Origin of the sequence: Serratia ureilytica (assembly GCF_013375155.1) — a bacterium.
GTDB classification, from domain to species: domain Bacteria; phylum Pseudomonadota; class Gammaproteobacteria; order Enterobacterales; family Enterobacteriaceae; genus Serratia; species Serratia ureilytica.
In genome coordinates, this window is record NZ_JABXOF010000006.1 from 51,878 (window position 1) to 76,711 (window position 24,834).

25 protein-coding genes and 1 pseudogene are annotated in these 24,834 nt (G+C 62.0%); 12 read left to right on the plus strand and 14 right to left on the minus strand.

Going from position 1 to position 24,834, the window contains the following annotated elements; translation table 11 throughout:
• Positions 1–2: 2 nt before the first annotated feature.
• The 5 genes and pseudogenes from idi to HWW83_RS12455 form a co-directional block, all read right to left on the minus strand.
• Positions 3–578: an isopentenyl-diphosphate Delta-isomerase gene (gene idi, locus HWW83_RS12435; RefSeq protein WP_069100389.1), complete on the minus strand. Its 576-nt coding sequence runs from the start codon at positions 576–578 to the stop codon at positions 3–5.
• 41 nt (positions 579–619) lie between these two features.
• The gene (locus HWW83_RS12440; protein WP_096242776.1) at positions 620–847 is read right to left on the minus strand and encodes a non-oxidative hydroxyarylic acid decarboxylases subunit D; all 228 of its coding nucleotides are present in this window, start codon (positions 845–847) and stop codon (positions 620–622) included.
• A 142-nt stretch (positions 848–989) separates the two neighbouring features.
• A pseudogene (locus tag HWW83_RS12445) lies at positions 990–1,907 on the minus strand (L,D-transpeptidase family protein); the annotation flags it as partial.
• Between the two features lie 233 nt (positions 1,908–2,140).
• On the minus strand, positions 2,141–3,016 hold the full coding sequence (locus HWW83_RS12450) for a helix-turn-helix domain-containing protein (protein WP_047025153.1): 876 nt from the start codon (positions 3,014–3,016) through the stop codon (positions 2,141–2,143).
• A 10-nt stretch (positions 3,017–3,026) separates the two neighbouring features.
• Positions 3,027–3,404, minus strand: a complete 378-nt coding sequence (locus tag HWW83_RS12455; protein WP_069100371.1) for a hypothetical protein — start codon at positions 3,402–3,404, stop codon at positions 3,027–3,029.
• Positions 3,405–3,524: 120 nt separating this feature from the next.
• Here HWW83_RS12455 and HWW83_RS12460 point away from each other — a divergent pair, with 120 nt between their 5' ends.
• Entirely contained in the window at positions 3,525–4,346 is an 822-nt protein-coding gene (locus tag HWW83_RS12460) for an AraC family transcriptional regulator (protein ID WP_176589334.1), read from the plus strand.
• A 36-nt stretch (positions 4,347–4,382) separates the two neighbouring features.
• Here the strand turns inward: HWW83_RS12460 and HWW83_RS12465 are convergent, their stop codons facing one another.
• The 7 genes from HWW83_RS12465 to HWW83_RS12495 form a co-directional block, all read right to left on the minus strand.
• Entirely contained in the window at positions 4,383–5,519 is a 1,137-nt protein-coding gene (locus HWW83_RS12465) for a porin (RefSeq protein WP_046688171.1), read from the minus strand.
• A gap of 371 nt (positions 5,520–5,890) precedes the next feature.
• Complete coding sequence (locus HWW83_RS12470; protein WP_101453565.1) at positions 5,891–6,661, minus strand: 3-hydroxybutyrate dehydrogenase; 771 nt, start codon at positions 6,659–6,661, stop codon at positions 5,891–5,893.
• A gap of 12 nt (positions 6,662–6,673) precedes the next feature.
• Complete coding sequence (locus HWW83_RS12475; protein ID WP_197666623.1) at positions 6,674–8,068, minus strand: GntP family permease; 1,395 nt, start codon at positions 8,066–8,068, stop codon at positions 6,674–6,676.
• A 42-nt stretch (positions 8,069–8,110) separates the two neighbouring features.
• A complete protein-coding gene (locus tag HWW83_RS12480) occupies positions 8,111–9,034 on the minus strand; it encodes a 3-hydroxyacyl-CoA dehydrogenase family protein (RefSeq protein WP_160203941.1) in 924 nt (307 codons plus the stop codon).
• Positions 9,035–9,052: 18 nt separating this feature from the next.
• Positions 9,053–10,237: an acetyl-CoA C-acetyltransferase gene (locus HWW83_RS12485; protein WP_160203940.1), complete on the minus strand. Its 1,185-nt coding sequence runs from the start codon at positions 10,235–10,237 to the stop codon at positions 9,053–9,055.
• A gap of 2 nt (positions 10,238–10,239) precedes the next feature.
• Positions 10,240–10,905: a CoA transferase subunit B gene (locus HWW83_RS12490; RefSeq protein WP_069100375.1), complete on the minus strand. Its 666-nt coding sequence runs from the start codon at positions 10,903–10,905 to the stop codon at positions 10,240–10,242.
• An 11-nt stretch (positions 10,906–10,916) separates the two neighbouring features.
• Entirely contained in the window at positions 10,917–11,615 is a 699-nt protein-coding gene (locus tag HWW83_RS12495; RefSeq protein WP_004933280.1) for a CoA transferase subunit A, read from the minus strand.
• A gap of 168 nt (positions 11,616–11,783) precedes the next feature.
• Between HWW83_RS12495 and HWW83_RS12500 the strand changes: the two genes are divergently transcribed.
• Together HWW83_RS12500 and HWW83_RS12505 are read left to right on the plus strand one after the other, a co-directional pair.
• On the plus strand, positions 11,784–12,701 hold the full coding sequence (locus tag HWW83_RS12500; protein ID WP_047572821.1) for a LysR family transcriptional regulator: 918 nt from the start codon (positions 11,784–11,786) through the stop codon (positions 12,699–12,701).
• 151 nt (positions 12,702–12,852) lie between these two features.
• Entirely contained in the window at positions 12,853–13,254 is a 402-nt protein-coding gene (locus HWW83_RS12505) for a putative T6SS immunity periplasmic lipoprotein (protein WP_046688163.1), read from the plus strand.
• A gap of 15 nt (positions 13,255–13,269) precedes the next feature.
• Here HWW83_RS12505 and HWW83_RS12510 read toward each other — a convergent pair whose 3' ends face one another.
• Positions 13,270–13,569 carry a hypothetical protein gene (locus tag HWW83_RS12510; protein ID WP_049204564.1) on the minus strand — a complete coding sequence of 100 codons (300 nt, stop codon included), beginning with the start codon at positions 13,567–13,569 and terminating at the stop codon, positions 13,270–13,272.
• Positions 13,570–13,805: 236 nt separating this feature from the next.
• On the opposite strand from HWW83_RS12510, the gene HWW83_RS12515 reads away from it, so the two are divergent.
• The 9 genes from HWW83_RS12515 (at position 13,806) to HWW83_RS12555 (ending at position 23,528) form a co-directional block, all read left to right on the plus strand.
• Positions 13,806–15,176 (plus strand): glutamine synthetase family protein, encoded by a 1,371-nt coding sequence (locus HWW83_RS12515; RefSeq protein ID WP_122016555.1) that lies wholly within the window; start codon positions 13,806–13,808, stop codon positions 15,174–15,176.
• Positions 15,177–15,208: 32 nt separating this feature from the next.
• Positions 15,209–15,619, plus strand: a complete 411-nt coding sequence (locus HWW83_RS12520; RefSeq protein ID WP_047025147.1) for a GNAT family N-acetyltransferase — start codon at positions 15,209–15,211, stop codon at positions 15,617–15,619.
• Positions 15,620–15,632: 13 nt separating this feature from the next.
• On the plus strand, positions 15,633–16,322 hold the full coding sequence (locus tag HWW83_RS12525) for a trehalose-6-phosphate synthase (protein ID WP_176589335.1): 690 nt from the start codon (positions 15,633–15,635) through the stop codon (positions 16,320–16,322).
• A 482-nt stretch (positions 16,323–16,804) separates the two neighbouring features.
• The gene (locus tag HWW83_RS12530) at positions 16,805–18,526 is read left to right on the plus strand and encodes an ABC transporter permease (RefSeq protein ID WP_033641724.1); all 1,722 of its coding nucleotides are present in this window, start codon (positions 16,805–16,807) and stop codon (positions 18,524–18,526) included.
• 15 nt (positions 18,527–18,541) lie between these two features.
• Positions 18,542–19,333, plus strand: coding sequence for an ABC transporter ATP-binding protein (locus tag HWW83_RS12535; RefSeq protein WP_103101789.1), 792 nt, complete (start codon positions 18,542–18,544; stop codon positions 19,331–19,333).
• A 31-nt stretch (positions 19,334–19,364) separates the two neighbouring features.
• Positions 19,365–20,447: a porin gene (locus HWW83_RS12540; RefSeq protein ID WP_094142342.1), complete on the plus strand. Its 1,083-nt coding sequence runs from the start codon at positions 19,365–19,367 to the stop codon at positions 20,445–20,447.
• A gap of 585 nt (positions 20,448–21,032) precedes the next feature.
• Positions 21,033–21,812 (plus strand): ABC transporter ATP-binding protein, encoded by a 780-nt coding sequence (locus tag HWW83_RS12545; RefSeq protein WP_033641721.1) that lies wholly within the window; start codon positions 21,033–21,035, stop codon positions 21,810–21,812.
• 111 nt (positions 21,813–21,923) lie between these two features.
• Positions 21,924–22,616 (plus strand): MgtC/SapB family protein, encoded by a 693-nt coding sequence (locus HWW83_RS12550; protein ID WP_019453282.1) that lies wholly within the window; start codon positions 21,924–21,926, stop codon positions 22,614–22,616.
• Positions 22,617–22,643: 27 nt separating this feature from the next.
• Positions 22,644–23,528, plus strand: coding sequence for a LysR family transcriptional regulator (locus tag HWW83_RS12555; RefSeq protein ID WP_033641720.1), 885 nt, complete (start codon positions 22,644–22,646; stop codon positions 23,526–23,528).
• 3 nt (positions 23,529–23,531) lie between these two features.
• On the opposite strand, the gene sfnG is transcribed toward HWW83_RS12555, so the two are convergent.
• A complete protein-coding gene (sfnG, locus tag HWW83_RS12560) occupies positions 23,532–24,626 on the minus strand; it encodes a dimethylsulfone monooxygenase SfnG (RefSeq protein ID WP_025305137.1) in 1,095 nt (364 codons plus the stop codon).
• Positions 24,627–24,834 lie beyond the last annotated feature (208 nt).

Genomic DNA, 24,834 nt, shown 5'->3' on the forward strand with positions numbered 1-24,834 from the left:
CCCTACGCGCCCGCTGAACGCGTTATCATTATCGCATCCCGATATTCTTTCAAGCCTGAGGTTATCGCCTCGGTATTCAATTGCGAAACCATCCACGGGCTGAAAGCGAAAGGCGTTAATTTTACCGCCGCCATTAAATGATTGAGCTCGACCCAGGCATAATCCGCAACCTCATCCGGATTGCCATGGAGCGTGCCTTTAATTTGCGCGGCAAATACCGGGCAAACTTCATTCTCCATCACGCCGGACGCGTCGGTAGCCTGGTAGCTGAATGCCTCGCTCAACAGCATTATCTGCTCCACCTCCGTGCCCAGTTCAACCTGAGCGCGGCGCCTCACCGCCTGTGCCAGCGCCTCTTGCGGCAAGGGATGGCCGCAAAAGGAATTGGTCCAAACCCCCGGCCAGGCGGTTTTACTCAACGCACGTCTTGTGGCCAGCACGTTGCCCTCTGGGGTAAAGAGGTAACATGAAAAGGCCAAATGCAGCGGCGTATGGTGCGTGTGCACCTGATTTTTCGGCATCGTCCCGCAAGGCTGCCAGGCGGCATCGAGCAAAACGACGTCTTCGTTATTCATCATCGCGATTTCCATAAAAGACGGACGCTTGCCCGCCTTCAGTCTCATTTCGTCAAAAGAGGAGGAATGGCCGGCACGTCCGGCGCATTATCGATATCCTGCTGAGTCATGCGAAACTCAGGCGGATAATGCTCCCGTTCCGTTCTGCCAGCAGGCTCGGTATTCCGCCAGCTATAAAGACAGTGCTGGCATTGATATACCGTCCCTACGCCCTTCACCGGTGAATGTATCATGATGTCTGTCTGTTTATCGGCCCGACAAGGGCAAATCATAGGATCGCCTTAAGGACGGTTAGCCGGCATGGCGGTTAATTGTCTCTCCCCCCAGGCCGGCCTCATCAGAGGGTACAAAAATCATAAAAAAAGACGCCCGCAGGCGTCTTCTTGGTATTGTCACTGAAGCCCGAGGCGATCAGTTCACTTTCACCGGCATACCGGAACGGGCCTTGATCGCCGCATCCACTTCGCTCTGGTTGACGCCGGCGTCCATCAGCACTTTGCCGACCGGCGCGGAAATGGTCAGCGGCACCGGATCCTTGGATTGCAGCTGCTCTTCGTTGGCCGACAGCGGGTTGTGCACTTCCACGTAGCGCGAGCCGTCCGGTTCGACGGTGGCCTTCATCGGTTCGTTGATGAACTGCACGCGGGTGCCGACCGGCACGTTCTGGAACAGGTACTTGATGTCGTCGGCGCGCAGACGCACGCAGCCGTGGCTCACGCGCAGGCCGATGCCGAAGTTGGCGTTGGTGCCGTGAATGGCATACAGGCGGCCAACATACAGCGCATACAGCCCCATCGGGTTATCCGGGCCGGCCGGGAACACCGCAGGCAGGATCTCGCCGTCAGCCGCGTATTCGGCGCGCATTTTGGCGGTCGGCGTCCAGGTTGGGCCGTCTTTCTTGCGCTGCACGGTGGTGGTCCAGTTCAGCGGGGTGTCTTTACCCAGCTGGCCGATACCGATCGGCAACACCACGACGGTGTTGGAACCTTTCGGGTAGTAGTACAGACGCATTTCGGCGCTGTTGATGATGATGCCTTCACGCGGCGCGTCCGGCAGGATCAGCTGTTGCGGGATGGTCAGGGTGCTGCCGGCCTTCGGCAGGAACGGATCCACGCCCGGGTTGGCCTCCAGCATGTTGCTCAGCCCCATCTGATACTGGGCGGCGAAGCTCTCCAGCGGCAGTTTGCTGTCTTCCGGTACGGTGATTTGGATATTTTCGCCCACCAAACGGCTGTCTTTTGGCGGCAGCGGGTAGACGACGGCGAAGGCAGCCTGGCTGAATGCAACCAGTGCCGTAAACAGGGTTAATAACGCGCGAATGCTCATTTTCATCTTCGTGTTGGTCAAGGCCACTGGCGATTATGGGTATTGGTTTCTACGGCCACTTTGCCCCGTTGAATTTCAGCCGGCAGCCAACGGCGCTGCGGCCTGAAAAACCAGGGGGGATTTGACCGGATGCGCATTATATGTGCACATCAATCAAAGTGTGAACCATTACCGATGTAATATCGCAATTTTTTGTAACCTGACGCGCCACGAAGGCGATTTTCTGCGAGAACCGCCGCCTAACTGGCGGCGGCCAGCGCCTCCGCCCGCCGAATGGGGATCAGATATTCACAGCGGATCGCCGCGCCGCCAAGCGGGCAACTGCCCTCCTGCGCCGGGTAGAACCGCTCGATATCCTGCCCTGGCCGGCGGATGGCGTTCATCTGCGGCATGGCGGTGTCATACAGCCGGACAATAAAGTTTTGTAACCCTTCCGCCTGCCCCTGATAGGTGAAACGGGCGTATTCCCCCTGTTCGATGGTCACCCGTTCCCCCACCGCCCCTTCGTCCGGCAAAGCGGCGGTATACGCCATGCGCGGGCAGCCCCGACGCTGCCGGTCGATCTCCAGGCTGGTAAGGCCATACATCACCTCGGGCAGCGTCTGCGGCCGCAGCAGTTGCCGCCAGGCATGGCGACGCAGCTCGCATTTGGAAGCCGCCAACTGCCCCAGCGTAAAGCTGCGGCGTTGCGTGTTGCCCACCAGCTGCATGGCGGGCAGCGTCACGATGTCGGCCTGCGGCAGCGGCGCTTCGGTCAGCCGCAGCGGCGGCTGCAGACCGTAGCTCGACCAATCCTGGCTGCGACGATAGCTGGCCGGCGGCAGACCAAACTGCTTGCGGAAGCAGCGGGTGAAGGTCTGCTGCGAATCGAACTGGTACGTATCGGCGATACAGGCCACGCTGGTGCCGGTCAGGCGCAGTTCGCGCGCGGCGGCGGTCAACCTTCTGCGGCGGGCGTACGTGCCGAGGATATGGCCGGTGTGCTGCTTGAACATCCGCTGCAAATGCCACTTGGAATAGCCGGATTTGGCGGCGATGTCGTCCAGCGTCAGCGGCTGATCCAGGCTCTGCTCGATCCAGGCCAGCAGCTGCTCAATCACCTGTTGCTGGTGCATGGTGTTCCCCTTATTTGCTCAGTAATGTCAGCGCCAACATCCGGCCTGCGGCTTCATCGGCGGCCACCAGTATCGGATAGCCCCAGAATTTGGCGCCGTATTCGGCGAATGCTTCCGCCGCCGCGCGTTTGGCGTCGTCCGGTTCCAGCATGATCATGCCTTTCGCCCACCGCTTCAGCGCCGCGCGGTTATCGCGCTTCCACAGCGCCACCTGAGTGCGGGCGTCGCGATCGTGCTCTTCACCTTCATCGCCGACGCTGCGATCGGTCATCAGGACGAAAGGCTCGGCGCGCGCCAGCAGCGCGCTGAATTCAGCCAGCTCGGCCTGGGTATCGCGCCCGTTTCGGCGCATCCACACCAGCGGAAAATCGGCGGTATCGAGTGACATAATCAGTTTCCTCGCGAAAGGGTTTAGGACTGGCGCTTACTTTATCGGCACCGGCGCTAGACCACATTGCGCAATCAGGACATAATACTTTTCAATTCCGCCAAATTGAGAATTGTTCTCATGAAAGTCCAGATCCCACGCCGCAATATCGATATCGATCAGGTGACGCGCCCGCTGTTCGCCGTGCAGAGTTCCACCATCGAGCAGGACTGGGAAGTCGAGCCGCATCGTCATCAAAAGGCGCAGCTGATCTATACCGTGCGCGGCATGATCCGCTGCGAAGTGGAAAACGGCCTGTGGCTGGTGCCGCCGCAGTGCGCGCTGTGGATGCCGGGCAACGTGTTGCACAACGCCCAGGGCGCCGGCTCGACCGAGGCTTACTGCCTGTTCGTCGATCAACACGTCGTCGCCGGCTTGCCGCAGAGTTGCTGCACGCTGTCGGTCTCGCCGCTGCTGCGCGAACTGCTGCTGCAGGCCACCACCTTCGAACCGCTCTACGACGAACAGGGCGCCGAAGGGCGCCTGACGGCGGTGTTGCTGGATCAGCTGGTGGCCGCACCGATCGAGAATCTGCATCTGCCGGTATCCGACGACGCGCGCATACGGCAGTTGACCGAAGGCATGCTGAGCTGCCCGGCGGACAAATCCACCCTCGGCCAGTGGGCGCAGCGCATCGGCATGAGCGAGCGCTCCCTCAGCCGCACGCTGCAACAGCAGATGGGCATGAGCTTCGGCCACTGGCGGCGTCAGCTGCACGTGATGCTGGCGCTGCAGCGCTTGACGCAGGGCGAGAGCGTACAGACGGTGGCGCTGGATCTGGGTTACGAGAGCGCCAGCGGCTTCGTCACCATGTTCAGAAAGGCGGTGGGCAAACCGCCGGCGCGCTACCTGGCGGAACGCAACGCCTCAGGGCAACCCCTGGGCGGCGCGATCAGCATGTGAACGGCCGGCACCCGCGCCGGCCTGGCAAGAGGCGGATCAGAAGTCGTAGAACACCGTTATCCAGGTGGAATCCGGCTCGTTGTCGCTGCTGTTGGCCAGCGTGCGCTCCACATACACCGACAGACCGTAACCGATGGTGGTGCCCGCGCCGAGGTAGACGTGGTTGGCGTGATACGCCTCGTCTCCTTTCAGCCGCAGCGAGTCCGCCGCGACGTAAGGCTGAACGGATTTGAGGAACGGCTTGTCGATATTGAAGGTGTAACCGACGAAGCCTTCCAGCCCGTAGCCGTCGCCGGCGAAGAAGTGCGACAGCGTGCGCTGGCGGGTGCTCGGCACATAGTCTTTGTAATAGCTGGCGGTGCCGACGATGTACCAGTTGTTCGGCTGCCAGGTCAACGCGGTGCCGGACAGCTGCTGGTGATAATCCTTTTCGTTGTACAGATTATCTTTGATCTTCGCGTCGGTATAACTGTAGGCGGCGCTGAAGGTGAAATCCTTCGTCACCTTATAATCGAAGCCCAGCCCGCCACCGCCCTTGCGGCGGTAAATCAGGTTATCCGCGGTGTGCAGATCGTCTTCCGGCAATAAATAGTTGGCGTACAGCGTTACCGGCCCGAAATCATTGGTGTATTTGATGCTGTTTTTCGGTTTATTGCCGCCGTCATAATCGCCGGAAATACCGATGCCGGTGCCGCCCGCGTGGCCGTCGTTATCCCAGACGTCGCTTTTGATGCCGACCACAGAATAATAGATGCCGTACTGGTGGCCATAGGTCAGGGTGCCGTAACGATCGTCCTTGAAACCGGCGTACAGCTGGCGCTGATAGTCGCGTTTGCCGTCCTCATTGTAGTGCCCGTCCCAGCTGAGCGCGTGCGCCAGATCGACGCCCCACTCGTAATAGCCGATGATCGAGGTGTCCTGCGTCAGCGCATAGTCGCCGCTGAAGCGAAAACGCGTGCCGCCGTCGTGACCGTTTTTGTCATAGCCCGGCTCCGGGCCGTTATTGAAGATCCACTCGGGGCGAATGCTGCCGCCCACCTTTAAACTGAGCGGCGCCAGCAACACATTGCTCTGCGGGTTTTTATCCAGAATGGTGATCTCGGCCTGTGCGCCGGCGGATAACGCCGACAGCAAGACGCCGCCAATGAATATTGGCGTTGTATTCTTTCTCATTATTACCCCTGCCCGAAAAAATTATTGTTATAAACACGGTGGTCTTAAGCCACGCGGAAATAATTACCCGATGTCAACAGCGCACGCAAGATATAAAAATTCACGTCATAATCTGCCATTATTTCAGGTTGGGCTTATTTTCAGCAGAAACGTGTTCACCTGTAACACGGAGAAAAATAATGTAATAACCGCAGCACGAAATAAACCAATCCGCATCTTTTACCCAAAATAACCCGGCGTGATTATCTGGGAATAAAAATAGCAAATAACAAATAAATATTATTGCCGCAGGTAAACCGTCACGCGAGGGAATTAATTAATGGCGGGAAATAACGACGGAGCGCATTGCGCGCTCCGGGAAAATGCCCTCACTACTGCGCCAGCCAGCCGCCGTCCATGTTCCAGGCGGCGCCGCGCACCTGCGCCGCCGCATCGCTGCACAGGAACAGCGCCAGTTCGCCGAGCTGCTCCGGCGTGACGAACGCTTGCGACGGCTGCTTCTCCGCCAGCAGCTCATCGCGCGCCCGCTGCGGATCGATGCCGGCGGCAATGCGCTTGTCGATCTGCTGTTGCACCAGCGGCGTCAGCACCCAGCCGGGGCAGATGGCGTTGCAGGTGACGGGCGTGCGGGCGGTTTCCAGCGCCAGCGTCTTGGTCAGCCCCACCACGCCGTGCTTGGCCGCCACATAGGCCGATTTGTCTTTCGACGCCACCAGCCCGTGCACCGACGCCACGTTGATGATGCGCCCCCAGTTGCGCTCGCGCATACCCGGCAGCGCCAATCGGCAGGTGTGGAACACCGCCGACAGGTTGATGGCGAGGATCGCGTTCCATTTCTCCACCGGGAACTGATCCAGCGGCGCCACGTGCTGAATGCCGGCGTTGTTCACCAGAATGTCCGCGCCGCCGAACTCACGCTCGGCATAGTGCATCATGTCCGCTATCTGGGCCGCATCGCCGAGATCGGCGCCGTGATACCCCGGCGCGGTGCCCAGCCGGGCAACCTGCGCCTTCGCCGCTTCCACATCGCCAAAGCCGTTGAGGATCACACGCACGCCGGCGGCGGCCAGCACGGACGCTATCCCGAGGCCGATGCCGCTGGTCGAGCCGGTCACCAGCGCGGTTTTGCCTTGTACACTCATGGTATCGCTCCTTTAAACAATGCCGGTCAGGTAGAACACGCCAATCACAAACAGCACCGCGGCGCTTTTGATCAGGGTGATGGCGAAGATGCCGCCATAGGCCTGCCGGTGGCTAAGGCCGGTGATCGCCAGCAGGGTGATCACCGCGCCGTTGTGCGGCAAGGTGTCCATGCCGCCGCTGGCCATCGAGGCCACCCGGTGCAGCACCTCCAGCGGAATGTGTGCCGCATGGGCGGCGGCCACGAAGTTATCGGCCATCGCCGCCAGCGCGATGCTCATGCCGCCGGAGGCCGACCCGGTGATGCCGGCCAGCAGGGTGACGCTGATCGCTTCGTTCAGCAGCGGATTGGGGATCGCCGACAGCGCCTGCGACAGCACCAAAAAGCCCGGCAGGGCGGCGATCACCGCGCCGAAGCCGTATTCGGAGGCGGTGTTCATCGCCGCCAGGATCGCGCCGCCGACCGCCGTCTTGCTGCCTTCCGCCAGCCGGCCGCGAATATTGCGAAAGCCGAACGCCACCACCAGCAGAATACCCGACACCAGCGCCGCTTCCACCGCCCAGATGGCGGTGATTTTCGCCACGTCGGTGGTGATCGGTTTGGCCAGCCCCGGCAGCGTCAGCTCGTGGCTGGCGCCGTACCACTGCGGGATCCAATGGGTGAAGCCAAGGTTGAATACCCCGACCAAAATCAACGGCAGGATGGCGATCAGCGGGTTCGGCAGATTGATATCGTCCGGGGTTTCCGGCTCGTTCAGCAGATCGGTACCGTACCCTTCTCCCTTCAGCTGCGCCTTGCGCCGCTGGCGTTCAAGATACAGCAGACCGACCGCGATGATGAACAGCGAGCCGATCAGCCCCAGCCAGGGCGCGGCCCAGGCATTGGTGCCGAAGAAGCTGGTCGGGATGATGTTTTGGATCTGCGGCGTGCCCGGCAAGGCGTCCATGGTGAAGGAGAAGGCGCCGAGCGCCACGGTGGCCGGGATCAGCCGCTTGGGGATGCCGCTCTGGCGGAACAGCTCGGCGGCGAACGGATAGACCGCGAACGCCACCACGAACAGCGACACCCCGCCGTAGGTCAGCAGCGCGCACACCAGCACGATCACCGGAATGGCGTGACGCCGGCCGAGAATGCGGATCGCCGCCGCGACAATCGAACGGGAAAAGCCGGACAGCTCGATCAGCTTGCCGAACACCGCCCCCAGCAGGAACACCGGGAAGTAGAGCTTCACGAAGCCGACCATCTTCTCCATAAACAGCCCGGTGAAGGTCGGCGCCACCGCGCCGGGGTCGGTCAACAGCACCGCGCCCAGCGCGGCGATCGGGGCGAACAAAATCACGCTGTAGCCGCGGTAGGCGGCCAGCATCAGTAATCCCAGTGCTGCCAGGGCAATCAAAACGCTCATCAGGCACCTCGCTATCGTTGTTATTGTCAGGTACGGCGTGCGAAATTACGGTTTCAGCGCAAAGCGCAGCTGATGCGCCCGTCGCCGTTGAATGCGTTCCCTGCGCGCTTCATCCCAAAGATAAAATCCCCGGCCGCTGCGCTGGCCGATATCGCCGCGCTGCAGCCGCTGTTCCACCAGCACCATCATCTCGTCGCCGGTCGCCAGTTCCGGGAACAGGTGGCGGGCGATGTCCGCCACCGTCGGGAGCCCGGTCATGTCGGCGGCCTCCAGCGGGCCGACCATGGCGTAGCGCCGCCCCAGCGAGGCGCGCATCACCTGATCCACCACCTCAGCGCTGGCGATGCCGCTGTGGACGATGTGCAGCGCTTCACGCAGCACCGCAAACTGCAGCCGATTGCCGACAAACCCCGGCGCGGCACGTTCCAGCAGCACCGCCTCCAGCGCCATCTCGCCCAGCAGCGCCTGCACCGCCGCCAGATGGCGCGGCTCGGTGGCGCGGCCGGGCACGATCTCCACCAGCGGGATCAGGTGCGGCGGGTGCCAGAAGTGGGCGATCAGCAGGCGCTGCGGATGAGTCATGCGCGCCGCCAGTTCGTCCGGCGGCAGGCCGCTGGTGTTGCTGGCAATCACCGCGTCGTCGGCGATCAGCCCTTCCAACTGCTCATACAGCGCGTGCTTCAGCTCGAGCCGTTCCGGGATCGCCTCGATAAGCAGTCGGGCGCGCTCCACGTCGTTCAGATCGCCGGTCACGCGCAGGCGCGCCAGCGCCGCTTCGCGCTCACCGCGATCAAACTGCCCGACGTCGCTCAGCTCGGCCAGAATGCCGCTCGCCACCGCCGGCGCTTCCACCCGCCGCTGCGGATCCGGGTCATACAGCAGCACCTCATGGCCGTGGCGAATAAAGTGGGTGGCGATACCCACCCCCATCAGCCCGGCGCCCAGTACCGCATAGTCAGATGACTGCATGGTGCCCTCCTCGGTTGTTTACGGGCGCTCTACCGCCAGCGCCACGCCCTGCCCGCCGCCGATGCACAGCATCGCCAGCCCCTTGTTCACCCCGCGGCGCTGCATTTCGTACAGCAGCGACACCAAAATGCGACAGCCGGACGCGCCGATCGGATGCCCCAGCGCGATCGCCCCGCCGTTGACGTTGACCCGCTCCGCCTCCCAGCCCAGTTCTTTGCCCACCGCCAGCGCCTGCGCGGCAAAGGCTTCGTTAGCTTCGATCAGATCGACCTCCTCCAGCCGCCAGCCGGCTTTCTCCAGGCAGCGCCGAGTGGCCGGCGCCGGGCCGATGCCCATGATCGCCGGATCGACGCCCGACGAGGCGTAACCCGCGATGCGCGCCAGCACCGGCAAGCGCAGCGCGGCGGCTTTTTCCGCGCTCATCAGCAGCACCACGGCGGCGCCGTCGTTGAGCGACGAGGCGTTGCCGGCGGTCACCGTGCCCTCCTTGCGAAACGCCGGACGCAGCCGCGCCAGCGCTTCCAGGCTGGTGTCGCGCGGCTGTTCGTCGCGCTCTACCCGCAGCGCTTCGCCCTTCGGCTTCGGCACCGTCACCGGCGTGATCTCCTGCGCGAAACGCCCGGCCTGCTGCGCCGCCTGCGCCTTCTGCTGCGAACGCAGCGCGAACCTGTCTTGTTCTTCTCTGCTGATGGCGTATTTCTCCGCCAGGTTTTCGGCGGTGATGCCCATGTGATAGTCGTTGAACGCGTCCCACAGGCCATCGTGGATCACGCTGTCCACCATCTGCGCGTGACCGAGGCGCAGACCGGCGCGCGCGCCGGCCATCAGGTAAGGCGACCGGCTCATGCTCTCCTGGCCGCCGGCGATCACCGCGTCGGCGTCACCGCTGCGGATCGCCTGCACCGCCAGATGCACCGCCTTCAAACCGGAGCCGCACACCTTGTTGATGGTCAGCGCCGGCGTCGTAAACGGCAGCCCGGCGTTCAGCGCGGTCTGGCGCGCCGGATTCTGCCCGCAGCCGGCGGTCAGCACCTGACCGAGGATCACTTCATCGATCTGCTGCGGCGCCACGCCGCTTTGCGCCAGCAGCCCCTGCACCGCCGCCGTGCCCAGTTCCACCGCCGTCAGCGGCGCCAGCGCGCCATGAAAACTGCCGACCGGCGTGCGCGTCGCCGCCACAATCACCACTTCACGTTGTTGCACATTCACCTCCCGTTCCAGAAACGCATTTCCGGCACATGCTCCGGCACGATCAGCCGGCCGGCGGTTTTGGCGACAATCTCCGCCACGCTGACGCCCGGCGCGCGTTCGCGCAGCACGAAGGCGCCGTCTTCAATTTCCAGATAGGCCAGATCGGTCAATACCTTGCGGATGCAGTTGGCACCGGTCAGCGGCAGCGTGCAGCGCGGCAGCAACTTGGACTCGCCGCCCTTCGCTGCGTGGGTCATCACCACGATGATGTTCTCCGCCCCCGCCACCAGATCCATCGCGCCGCCCATGCCCTTGACCATCTTGCCGGGGATCATCCACGAGGCGATGTTGCCCTCGACGTCCACTTCAAACGCCCCCAGCACGGTCAGATCGACATGGCCGCCGCGGATCATGGCGAACGACTGCGCCGAATCGAAGATCGACGCGCCGAGGCGCGCGGTGACCGTCTGCTTGCCGGCGTTGATCATGTCGGCGTCCAGCTGTTGCTCGGTCGGGAACTCGCCCATCCCCAGCAGGCCGTTTTCCGACTGCAGCATCACGTCCATGCCCGCCGGCACGTAGTTGGCCACCAACGTCGGGATGCCGATGCCCAGATTGACGTAGTAACCGTCCCTCAGCTCTTGCGCCACGCGCTGCGCCATTTGTTCACGGGTAAGCATGCGAATTCTCCTTATGCCCGCAGGGTGCGTTGTTCGATACGCTTTTCGAATGTGCCCTGGATCAGCCGATCGACATAGATGCCGGGGGTGTGGATCGCCGCCGGATCCAGCTCGCCCGGCGCGACGATCTCTTCCACTTCCACCACCGTGATGCGCCCGGCGGTCGCCATCAGCGGATTGAAGTTCTGCGCGGTGTGGCGGTAGATGACGTTGCCGAAGTGATCGGCCTTCCAGCCTTTCACGATGGCGAAATCGCCGGTGATGGCGGTTTCCATGATGTAGGGGCGGCCGTTGAACTCGCGCACCTCTTTGCCTTCGGCGATCGGCGTGCCGTAACCGGTGGCAGTGAAGAATGCCGGGATGCCGGCGCCGCCGGCGCGGATCTTCTCCGCCAGCGTGCCCTGCGGCGTGAGATCCACCTCCAGCTCGCCGCTGAGCGCCTGCTGTTCGAACAGCGCGTTTTCGCCGACGTAAGATCCCACCACCTTGCGGATCTGATGGGTTTCCAGCAGCCGCCCGAGGCCGAACCCGTCGACGCCGCAGTTGTTGGAAACCACCGTCAACCCGCGCACGCCACGCCGGCGGATCTCTTCGATCAGATTCTCCGGGATGCCGCACAGGCCAAAGCCGCCCGCCAGCACCGTCATGTTGTCCGTCAGGCCTGCCAGCGCTTCCTGGTAGCTGCCGACGCGTTTGTCGAGCCCTGCCATATCGTTGCCCCTGCATGTTGCGGCGCAGGGCGAAATGCCCTGGCTTGCGTGAGGGCATCTTCAGGTCACAAAAATGATTTGTTAATTTTGTTTTTATGCCGCATTCATTTAGAATTTTTATTAATCAACCGTTAACCGAAAATTAACAAAGAGTTAACGCCAACCAAAATGAAAATGAGCATCAAACAGTTACGCGCGTTTTTAGCGGTAGCTCACACTCTGAATTTCGCCCAGGCCAGCGAGCGGCTGAATATTTCTCAGCCGGCGCTCAGCCTGGCGATCCGTGGGCTGGAAGACGCGCTGGGCGGGCCGCTGTTGCTGCGCACCACCCGCCGGGTGACGCTGACGCCGGAAGGAGAAACCTTCTTCCCGATGGCGCGCCAGCTGCTGGCGGATTGGGATAACGCGGAAGAGGCGATGCGTCAGCGCTTCACCCTGCAGATGGGCAAGGTGGCGATCGCCGCCATGCCGTCGTTCGCCGGCAACCCGCTGCCGCCGATCCTCAAGGCGTTTCGCGATCGCTATGCCGGCATCAACGTGGCGGTGCACGACGTCATCAACGAACAGGTGTTTGAAATGATCCGCGAAGGCCGGGTGGAGATGGGCATCGCCTTCGAGCCGGAGCCGAGCGACACCCTGCACTTCACCCCGCTGTGCCGCGATCGCTTTCTGGCTGTGGTGCCGAAGGATTCGGCGCTGGCGCGCAAGGCGCAGGTGAGCTGGAAGGAGCTACTGACGCTGGATTTCATCACCCTCCAGCGGCCATCGGCGGTGCGGCTGCTGCTGGAGCAGGAACTGGCCCGCAGCGGGCGAACGCTGGAGGTGGCGTTTGAGAGCCACCAGTTGGTGACGGTCGGGCGCATGGTGGCCAACGGCCTCGGCGCCAGCGCGGTGCCGGCGCTGTGCGAGCAACAGATGGATGAGCTGGGGGCGGTCTGCGTGCCGCTGATCGGCCCGATTATCGAACGGCGCGTGGGCCTGATCCGCCTGGCGCAGCACCAACTCTCTTCCGCCGCGCAGGCGCTGGCGACGGTGATCGAACGGGAGATGGCGGGGAGTGGCGGGCAGCCTGCGCTTAAACCGTAAACCCGACGTGCTTGCCGTCCGGCAGTTCAATGTCCAGGCGCAGCGTGCCGCCCATCGCTTCCACGTAGCCACCAACTACAGCGGCATTAAAACGTTATGAATGGGTATTGCGAGCTTTCCTGAACAATCCAAAGAACCGGAACACCTTGCTATGACAAAACTTTATCTCTCTTTACTGTGCGCACTGCTACTGAACGGCTGCCAATCCACTCAGCCCTGGTACCATCCGTTGGATGTCTCGCTCAAAGACAACCAACCTTGCTTTGCCGTGCCTATCAACAGCGTTCGCAGCGGTGACAGCCTGCAAAACCGGGGGGTGATCGTCTCACGACAGGAACAACAGCAATGGCATATCGTCTGGGCCTCACCAGAAGTCACTCCGTTGCCCGACCTGAAACCGGGACAATGCGCCACTTATCCGCAGGTAAACTGGGCTGCGGGAGAATACTCGGTCTTGCTCGGCGTCTCGATGAATAACGACACGAAAAGGCGTAAATACATGAAAGAATTCAACTTAATAATTAATCCCAAGGGAGAAATACAGCTACAGTAAGGAGACTGGGATTATTTATTCCCCCTCCACCGCCTGCACCGCCGCCTTCTGCGTGGCGCGCTGATATAAGCACAGCTCCCTGCCCGGCTGGTTTTTCATAAACGGCTGCGGGTAGCGCCCGCCGATAAACAGCGCCGAATAGCCGACGTCATCGCCGTAGTGAACGATCGCCCCTTCCACCCTGGCGTTTTTTAGCCCGCTGGCTTTCAGGCAGGCGGCGCGCATCGCCCGTTCGCTCTCGGCCCACGCCTGTGGGGAAGACGCGGTGGCGTGGAACGCGGCCAGCGCGGCGATAAGCAGCCCTATTCTCTTCATTGTTATCTCTCCTTCTACGGCCCGTCTCGCCAGTATAGACCGTGCCGACCCGGCCAACCCGCCGCGCTCTTTACGGCATTTTTATTCCGCGCCCCGTTAACGTTACGGCGTTTTTACAGACAGTTTTTGCCGCCGCAGATACCCTTTCCACATCGCCGCTATGGCCTCACAAGAGAGTTGTCTCATGCGTTTATCCCTGCCTCTGGCCGTGACCGGTCTTCGTTCTGGAGCGCGCCATGCATTCTAATATTATCGGGTTCAATCCTCTGCTGGCAGAGCTGCCCGCATCGCCGACGCGTACCTTCCGCAAAGAGCTGGAACACTACCTGCAGCGCTATCCGGATACCGAACAGCTGGATATTTATCTGCACGATCTGAACGGCCAGCTGCGCGGCAAGCGCCTGCCGATCGCCGAAGCCTTTGGCCTGGAAAAAGGCTGCTACTTCCCGCTGTCGATCTACGCCCTGGATCTGCACGGCCGGGTGATTGAAGAAAGCGGGCTGGGGCAACGGGCGGGCGAGCCGGATCGGCTGTGCCTGCCGGTGCCCGGCACGCTGCGCCCCTGCGCGCGCGATCCCGAACGCCACGCCCAGCTGCTGCTGACGATGCAAAACGCCGACGGCGACGCCTGCGAGCTGGAGCCGCGTGTGGTGCTGCAACGGGTGCTGAAGCGCCTGCACGAGCGCAACTGCTTCCCGGTGGTGGCGGCCGAACTGGAGTTCTACCTGCAGGATCCACAGCGCCCCGCCGAGGCGGAAGCCTGCCCGACGCAGAGCTTCGCGGTGGATGCGCCCGAGCGCCACCATGCGCTGCTGAGCGACATCGAACGGCACGCGCGGCTGCAAAGCCTGCCGCTGACCGGCGTGGTGGCCGAAGCCGCTTCCGGCCAGTACGAGCTGAACCTGCATCACAGCCGGCGCGTCCTGGAAGCCTGCGACCAGATCATGGCGCTGAAGCGCCTGACGCGGCAGATTGCCGAGCAACATCACCAGCACGCCTGCTTTATGGCCAAGCCCTGCGCCCATGCCGCCGGCAGCGGGCTGCATTTTCACATCAGCCTGCAGAACGAGCACGGCGAGAACCTGCTGACCGGCGCGCCGGGCGAACTGAGCGACAACATGCAGCAGGCGATGGCGGGCATGCTGGCGCTGATGCCGGCGTCGATGGCGATCCTGGCGCCCAACATCAACGCGTTTCGCCGCTTCCGCCCCGGCATGCACGTGCCGCTGCGCGCCTCCTGGGGCCACAACAATCGCACGGTGGCGCTGCGCCTGCCCTGCGCCGACAGCGCCAACCAGCGCATCGAATACCGCCTGGCCGGCGCCGACGCCAACCCCTATCTGGCGCTGGCGGTAATGCTCGGCGGCCTGCTGCACGGGCTGGAACACCCGCTGCCGCTGCCGCCCGCCGCCAACGGCTGCGAGAGCGACAACGCCGCGCCCTTGCCGCTCGGCCAGCAGGAGGCGCTGGCGCTGTTCCGCCACAGCGATCCGCTGCGCGAACTGCTCGGCCCGGCGTTCTGCACCCTGTGGCTCACCTGCAAAAGCGCCGAACTGCGCCGCTTCGAGGAACAGGTCACCGCCGCCGAACTCGGCTGGATGCTGTAACCGCCCACTGATTCGTTAACTTAAGGATAATCATGAATATGCAACCGCAACGGGCGCCCGCACAGCCGCTGCTCTGCTGGCGCAAAGGCGTTTTTCATATCAGCACCGATCGGCAGTTGTTGGATATCGACGCGATCCAGCGTTTTCTCAGCCTGCAGGATCGAGCGGCGGCGGAGCGCCTGGCGCGCCACGGCCTGTGCTTTGGCCTGTATCGCAAACGCCACCAGCTCGGCTTCGCCCGCATGGTGACCGATTACGCCACCTTCGCCTCGGTGAGCGAACTGTTCGTCAGCGCCGAATACCGCGGCGTCGGGCTGGGAAGCTGGCTGACGCGCTGCTGCCTGGCGCATCCGGCATTGCGCGGCCTGCGCGTCACGCTGCCCGCGCTGCAAGCGCCCTGGCGCGCCGACTGCGCGGCGCACGCCCCGCGCGCCCTTCACTGATAAGGAGACCCCCATGTCTCGTTTGGTGCTGATTTCCAACAAGCAGTGCGATGGTAAGGATCTGGCCTGCGCCGGCCGGACGCTGGCGGCCGACGCCGAACCGGGGCTGTGGCTCGGCTGGAATGGCGACGTACAGAATTTCGCGCAGCGCCCGATCCACTGCCGTCAAGACGCCGGTTACGATCAGGTGACCTTCCCGCTGTCGATCGAAGAGTTTCGCCGCCACTATCAGGGCTACTACCACGACGGCCTGTGGCCGGTGTTCCACAACCAGCCGGAGAAGGCGCACTTCACGCCGGAAAACTACCGCGCCTACCGGCAGCTGAATCGCCGTTTTGCCGATATCGCCTGCGAACACCTGTGCCCGGGCGACATCGTCTGCATCGACGATTACCAACTGCTGCCCTGCGCCCAGGCGCTGAAGGAACAGGGGCTGCTGAACGACTGCGCGTTCTTTTTCCATCTGCCGTTCCCGTCGGCGGCGCTGCTGCGGCGCATCCCGGAACATCGCCAGCTGATCGCTTCGCTGCTGTTCTACGATCGGATCGGCTTTACCACCACCGACGATCGCAACGCCTTTCTCAACTGCCTGGCGGCCGAGTTTCCGCTGGAGATGCTGGCCGACGACCAGATCCAGGCCAACGGGCATCTCTTCGCCACCGGCATTTTCCCCGCCGGCATCAACGGCAGGCAGGTTTATTAATGTTACGGCGCGCGGTATTCAGGCGCGCCGTTTTATTTCGCCGCGATTTATTTTCACCGCATTTACCGCCATCAAAATAGGTTATTTTATTTTCTGAATATAGCGATTAAAAAATGAATATTCATCCTGTTACATATCAACCATAAAAACCGCGCGCCGCCAATTGCTTTTTATTAGCAAAACACATTACCCTCTCCGTGCCATATTTAAACCGAGGAGGGCCCTATGGGCGATGAAAGTTTTAGTTTTACGCTAATGCTATTGGGCACCTTTCAGTAATGCCATCCACGTTGCATTCTGAAAGATACGGAATGCGGCAACCGCTCCCCTTCTGACGGCCTTTCCCGCTCTGCCTGCCCGCCCATCGCCTCGCTGCGAAAATAACGTTTGTCTCAACCGCTGTGGCGGTATTTATCTGATGTCGCCGGGCCTATTACCCGAGCGCCGACGGATTTCTTATGGGAAAAATAAGGTATTGCGTTATGCAAAATAACCGGGGTACATCTGTTTTCAGAAAGTCTTATTTAAATGACTTTATCGTTATCGCCATCGGCGTTTTCTTCATTGCCTTTTTTATTCGCGCGTGGGGCGACATGCACGGCGACTTCAATGAACAAAACGTCTCTGCCATTAGTCTCGATGCCTGGAACCTGCTTTATTATTCGCTCAGAACCAGCATGCGTTTTCTCCTCGGCATGGCCTGGTCGCTGCTGTTTTCTGTGGTGTTCGCCGTGCTGGCCGCGCGCTATGCGCCGCTGCGCCGGGTGATCCTGCCCTTCGTCAACTTTATGGAGTCGGTGCCGCTGGTGGGGTTCCTGACCTTCACGACCGTGTACTTTCTCAACCTCTACCCACACAGCGTGATGGGGCTGGAGTGCACCGCCATCTTCGCGGTGTTTACCGGCCAGGCCTGGAACATGATGCTGACGCTGTATCAGACGCTGCGCATCGTGCCCAAGGAGCTGGACGAAGCCGCCCGCAGCTTCAATTACAACCCGTGGCAACGTTTCTGGCGGCTGGAATTCATCTATTCGGTGCCGGGCCTGCTGTGGAACGCCATGGTGTCGCAATCCGCCGCCTGGTTCGCCCTGGTGGCCTCCGAAGCCATTCCGGTCGGCGATCGCTCGGTCGAACTGCCCGGCGTCGGCTCCTATATCGCCGAAGCGCTGGCGCAGCAGAACGTGCCGGCGATCCTGTATGCGATCGTCGCGCTGGCCGCCAACATCGTGCTGCTCGATCAGCTGGTTTTCCGCCCGCTGGTGCGTTACACCGCCCGCTTCAAATACGAAGACGTCACCGCCAATCGGGCGCTCGGCAATCCGTGGTTCTACAACAGTCTGGCCTTTTCGCACGTCGGCGCGGCGCTCGGCCGCACGCTGCGCGCGCTGGCTGATCTGTGGCTGTTCAAGCTGCCGCGGCTGTGGTACGCCCTCGGCCTGCACCGCCTGTTTCGCCTCGCCGCCAAAGGCAATTGGCTGTGGCGCAGCCTGTGGTATCTCGGCGTGGTGCTGGCCTGCGTCTGGTTCGGTTACCGGCTGTGGGAATACTTCCCCAAACAGTACTTCGCCATGCTGCCGGAGTGGATGCTGCTCACCACCGCGCGCGTGGCCGCGGCCATGCTGCTCAGCGTGGCGATCTTCACGCCGCTGGGGGTGTGGATCGGCCTGAATCCGCGCCTGGTGAAGATCTTCCAGCCGATCATCCAGATCCTGGCGGCCATTCCGCCCAACATTTTCTACCCGCTGATCGCCGCCTTCATCGCCATTTATCATCAGGATCTCGGTTGGTGGGCCATTCCGATGATCATGCTGGGCACCCAGTGGTACGTGTTGTTCAACGTGATCGCCGGCGTTTCCGCCATTCCGACGCAGATCACCGAGGTCAGCGAAACCTTCGGGCTGCGCCGTTTCCGCTGGTGGCGCTACTACATGCTGCCGGCGATCTTCCCCTACATCGTGACCGGCATCATCTCCGCCGCCGGCGGCGCCTGGAACAGCGCCATCGCCGCCGAAGTGATCCAATGGGGCAGCACCACCCTCAGCGCCACCGGGCTGGGCGCGTTCATTTCCGTCGTCACCGACGCCGGCAAGAACCCGGAGTCCGCACTGGGCTGCGCCGCGATGTGCGCGCTGGTGGCGCTGTGCATCATCTTCGTCTGGCAACCGCTGTATCGCATTGCGGAAACCAAATTCAAATATGACTGATCAAGGGGGAACAACATGCTGACTCAAGACGTGATTATCAGCGCCCGTCGGTTGAACAAGACGTTTATCGGCGAAAACAAGCGCCCCACCCCCGTGCTGCGCGACGTGTCGCTGACCGTGCACGCCGGCGAGTTCGTCACCATTCTGGGGCAATCCGGTTCGGGCAAGTCCACGCTACTGCGCATGCTGGCCGGGCTGATCCCGCCGGACAGCGGCACGCTCACCCTGGCGGGCAAACCGGTCTGCGGCCCGAGCGCCAACGCCGGCATGGTGTTTCAATCCTACGCGCTCTACCCCTGGCTGACGGTGTACGACAACATCGCCTTCGGCCTGCTGGCGCAAAAGCTGCCGCCGCAGACGATCGCCGAACGGCTGGAGGCGCTGCTGCGCCTGGTGGGGCTGAGCGGCTATGAGCACGCCTGGCCGCGCGAGCTGTCGGGCGGCATGCGCCAACGGGTGGGCTTCGCCCGGGCGTTGGCGGTAGAGCCCGATGTCTTGCTGCTGGACGAGCCCTTCTCCGCCCTCGATATCTTTACCGCGCAAAAACTGCGCAGCGATCTGCTGGCGCTGTGGGGAGACAACCGGCTGCGCACGCGCGCCATGGTGATGGTGACGCACGACGTCGAAGAGGCGGTGCTGATGTCCGATCGGGTGCTGATCCTGGACGCGACCAGCAAACGGATCGATGACGAATTCAGCATCAATATTCCCCGCGCGGCGCGCAACCGGGACAGCCTGCGGCACCTCACCGATCGGATCCGCAGCTGCCTGTACAGAAAAATCGCGCGGGCGCAACCGGCCGGATAAGGCCGCATTTTCGTTAACTCAGGGTAGTGAAATGAAACATAAAAGCTTACTGATGGCGTTGGTCATCCTGATGCCGGCGGCCGCCGCCGGGGCAGAAATCGTCAACAAAGACGGCAATAAACTGGATCTCTACGGCCAACTGAACGGGGTGCATTACTTCAGCAGCGATGCCGACAATAACGGCGATCGCTCCTACACCCGTTTCGGTTTCAAAGGCGAGACGCAGATCGCCGACGGGCTGACAGGGTATGGCCAATGGGAATATCAGGCGGGGCTCGATCAGCCGGAAAGCGCCGGGCCGGGCAATAGCTATACCCGGCTGGGCTTCGCCGGGCTGACGTTCGGCCGCTGGGGCAGCCTGGACTACGGCCGCAACTACGGCCTGCTGTATGACGTGGCCGGCTGGACGGACGTGCTGCCCGAATTCGGCAACGACAGCTACGAAGCGGCCGACAACTTCATGACCGGCCGCGCCAACGGCCTGCTGACCTACCACAACCGCAGCCTGGGCGGGCTGTTGGACGGTCTGGATCTCGGCCTGCAATATCAGGGGAAGAATCGGGGGGACGACGCTCTGCGGGCGAAGGATATTCAAACGCAAAACGGCGATGGCTACGCCTTTTCCGCCACCTACGACACCGGCGCGGGGCTAAACTTTGGCGCCGCCTACGCCAACTCTGCGCGCACCCTGGCGCAGCAGCGCTTCGGCCTGGCTGACGGCGATCGCGCCCGGGCCTGGACGCTGGGGCTGAAATACGATCTGGACAACCTCTACCTGGCGGCCAGCTATGCGCGCACCGAAAACATGACCTATGTCGACGGCGATCGCTACGCCGGCTTCGCCCCCCGCGCAGACGCCGTCGAGGCGGTCGCGCAGTATCACTTCGATTCCGGCGTCACGCCCTCGGTGGCCTACCTGCAAACGCGCGGCCGTAACCTGCCCGGCATCGGCGACGCCGATCTGGTCAAATACCTGGATCTGGCGCTGAACTACAGCTTCAACGCCAATATGTCGACCTACGTGGAGTACAAGCTCAACCTGCTGCAACGGCAGAACGCCGTCGGCGCCGGCGCCGACGACATTGTCGAAACCGGCATCATGTATCAGTTCTGACCCGATACCGGCCGCAGCACCCGCTGCGGCCGGTTCATTATTTGTCTTGCGCCCGCCCTGTTATTCTCTCGTTTAATTCAGGTTTATATTTCCATAAAATAGCGCCTATATTCACTCTCATGATTTTCGTTGACGCCCCGTTTAATAAATAAAGAAAAACTTTCCCGCATTCATATTAAATTACATTTTGCCGCGATAATTCCGCCTAACCACATTGAATCACAGGCAATATCACGCGTATTATGGCCACACGAAAAATAACGGGGAAATGATATGGACGGCGACAGTTGGTTGTTTATTTTATTGTTGGAATCGCTGAGGTCACAGGAGCAATAGTCATCCCATTGCATCCTGAAAGTGTCAGGATATGCGTCAGTTACCACATCCCTTCGCTTTACCCCTTCAGCGCATGGCCTACGCGCACGCCGCTCCGGCGCGCCTGACAGGCTAATCCTTCCAGCATACGCTTATTAACAGTCCGATAACGCTCAGGCTTATTTGCGCTCGCATTTATTTTACCCCTGCGCGGCGATAACTATCGGCCATTTTTCCATGCTCATATTTTTAATTGAGTGGAGAAACATCATGATGGTAAAAAAAACCACGCTGCTGACGGTTAATAACGTCAGCAAAAGCGTTCAGCCTACCGGTAAAGAAAAACGCCTGGTGCTGAATGAAATCAACCTGCGCCTCTACGACAACGAGGTCGTCAGCATTTTGGGGCAGTCCGGCTCGGGCAAGTCCACCCTGCTGCGCATACTTTCCGGCCTGATCGCGCCGGATCTGGGCACCGTGATGCTGGGGGATAAAAAAGTCTCGGGGCCGAATCCGCAGATCAACATGGTGTTCCAGACCTTCGCCATTTTCCCGTGGCTGAACGTCTACCAAAATATCGCCTTCGGGCTGCAGGCGCAGGATCTGCCGCCGCAGGTGGTCGAAACCCAGACGCTGAAAATGCTCGATCTGGTCGGGCTCGCGCCCTACCGCGACGCCTACCCGCGCGAGCTTTCCGGCGGCATGCGCCAACGGGTCGGCTTTGCGCGCGCGCTGGCGGTAGAACCGATGCTGCTGTTGCTGGATGAGCCGTTTTCCGCGCTGGACGTCTATACCGGCGAACACCTGCGCAGCGATCTGCTGCGCATCTGGAGCACGCGCCAGATCAAAACCCGCTCCATCGTGCTGGTGACCCACAGCGTAGAGGAAGCGGTGATGATGTCTGATCGCATCCTCCTGCTGGGCGCCGGCACCCTCGACGGCTGCTATCACATCGCGCAGCGCCGCGAGACGCGCACCCGCGAGGGGATGCAGCCGCTGACGGACAAAATCAGCGAGACGCTCAGCCGGCAGATCGCCGCCGCGCACTGAGCGCCGCCCTGGCCTGGCGGGACGGATCCCGCCAACTTAACTACCTGTTTATCAAGAGTCACCCCGCCACGGGTGGCTCATGATAAGCGGATAATACATCGAGTTATTATCATGCATTTCATTCATACACTGCTGACGCTGCTGACCGCGTCCGTCCTGGGCGCCGCCATCGGCTATGAAAGACAATTCCGCCAGCGCACCGCCGGGCTGCGTACCAATACGCTGGTGGCCACCAGCGCGGCGATCTTCGTCCACCTGGCCATGACCATCGACGGCAGCGGCGGCGCGGTGCGCGTCATCTCCTACGTGGTCTCCGGCGTCGGCTTTCTCGGTGCCGGGGCCATCATGAAAGAAGGGATGAACATCCGCGGCCTGAACACCGCCGCCACGCTCTGGGGCTCCGCGGCGGTCGGCGCCTGCGCCGGCTGCGGCCTGTACGGCGATGCGCTGGCCGCCACGCTGTTCGTGCTCGCCGCCAACACCCTGCTGCGCCCGCTGGTCAATATGGTCAACAAACAGCCCTTCAATGACGTTAACGGCGAATCCACCTACCAGATTTGCGTCATTGCCTTCGAGCATGAACAGCGTGAAGCGCTGGCCAAATTCAAACAGGTGCTGCAAGGAGAAAACTGCTTTATCTCGCATCTGGATATCGAACCCTTTGGCGACGACGACGTGGAGATCACCGCCACGCTGATGCCGGCCTCCGTCACCACGCCGGTGCTCGACCAGACCATCAATAAACTGCTGAACGACAGCATGATGAAACAGGCCTATTACAGCCGCATCGCCGGCTCCGGCTAATGCCGTTCACTTCCAGGGAGATCCACCATGAAAACCATGCCAAAACTGGCTCATCTGACGATGTTCAAAGACATCGTTCACTGCGGAAGTTTGCACGATGCCGCGAAAAAACTGGCCGTCTCGCAACCGACGCTAAGCCGGGTGCTCAAAGAGCTGGAAATGTCCATCGGCGCGCGGTTGCTGGAGCGCAGCAACCGCGGCGTGCGCCTGACGGCGGTCGGCGAGCTGTTTTACCGGCGGATAGACGCCGCCACCAATCAGTTGCTCAGCGCGTTTGACGAGCTGCGCGGCATGAGCGCCGGCGGCGAGAAGCGCCTGCGGGTGGGAATGAGCGTCGATCCGCTGCTGTGCTACCTGCCCCAGGTGCTCGAAGGCTTCAACCGCCGCTACCCGCATACCCGGGTGACGGTGGTGGAAGACGGCCCGGAAGGCCTGCTCGCCCGGCTGAGAAACTGCGAGCTGGATTTGGCGGTCAGCAGCCTGAACGGCGCGGCGGGCGGCGCCGATCTGGCCATGCAGGCGCTGAAGAGCGAGCGCTTCTCGCTCTATCAAGGGGGCGACCTGACCGCCGCCGGGCAGCCGCCGGCCGAAGCCAAATGGGTGGTGCCGCGCTCCTGCTCGGTGGGGCACGCCGCCATCCGCGAGATCGCCGAGCGTTACACGCCGCACGGCCAGATCGTCGAGACCGACTCCTTTCTGGCGACCTGGTGCCTGGTCAGGCAGCAGGGCTATATCGCGCTGCTGAGCGATCGGGTCGTCGCGCACTACGCCCCGCAGCTGCACCTGCAGAAAATCCCGACGCAGGGGATCGACATCAGCGCGCGCTTTTATGTCTTTACCCGCCATGAGCCGGCCACGCCGCCGCTCAGCGCCGCCTTTATCCACCTGCTGCAAACCCTGCAAACGGGTTAACGCTCAGGCCGCCGCCCGCTGGCGCTCCAGTTCGCGCACCAGCGGGATCACTTCGCGGCCGAAGTACTCCACCTCTTCCTGGAAGTGCAGAAACGCCAGCAACAGCAGATCCACCCCGGCGTCTTTCAACGCGATGATGCGCTCGGCGATCTGCTGCGGCGTGCCGATCAGGTTGGTTTTAAAGCCGTCGTTATACTGCACCAAGTCTTCGAAGGTGGACTTGGCCCAGTTGCCCTCGCCCTCGGGCGAGGCCGCCCCGGCGTTCTTCACCTCGTGCCCGAAGCCCTGCACCGCCTCCGGGTTGGCGTGATCGATGATCTCCTGCAGCACCGCCTGCGCCGCCTGTTCGCTCTCGCGGGCGATGACAAAACCGTTCACCCCCACCTTCACCCGATGGTGATTGGCCTGCGCCTTGCTCTGGATGTCCTCCACCTGCCGGCGAATGCCCTCCACGCTGTTGCCGTTGGTGAAATACCAGTCCGAGACCCGCGCCGCCATGTCGCGCGCCGCGCGTGAGCTGCCGCCCTGGAAAATTTCCGGCAACGGCGCCAGCGGCTTCGGCTTCAGCGAGTAGTCGCGGAAACGGTAGAAATCGCCGGCGAAGGTGAAGCTGGGCTCAGTCCAGATGCCGCGCAGGCAGCGGATAAACTCTTCCGAGCGCAGGTAGCGCTCCTCATGATCCAGCCACGGCTCGCCGATGGCCTTGAACTCGCCTCGGAACCAGCCGCTGACAATGTTCACCGCGATGCGCGCGTTGGAAAGATGGCTGATGGTGGCGATCTGTTTGGCCGCCAACGTGGGGTTCCACGGCCCCGGCAGCAGCGCGGCGATCACTTTCAGCTTTTCGGTGGCGTCCAGCAGGGCCTGTGAGAACGACACCGACTCGTGCTGGTTCTCCGCGCCGTAACCGGCGGTGAAGCGGATCTGGGTAAGCGCGTAGTCGAAACCGGCGCGCTCGGCGATCTGCGCCAGCTTGCGGTTATAACCGATGTCCCAACCGGTGCGCTGCGGGATATTGCTGATCACCAGGCCGCCGGAAACGTTCGGCACCCAGTAGGCGAACTGAATCGGCTGCTGCGAGTGGTTTGCTGCTGACATGCTTCTCTCCCTCTGACCGTCGGCGCCGTTATGCGGCGCGCATATAACCATTATTGATTTCCAAATATTGAAAACCTTGTTTTGGTTATAAAACCGATAGCAGGATGCGTGCCAATCGCCACGTTAAGGCATCTGGCTGAAAAACCGGGCGTTTAAAGCCGACGGGTGCGGGCGGGTGCTGCATTGGCAACAGCGGCTGACGGGCGGC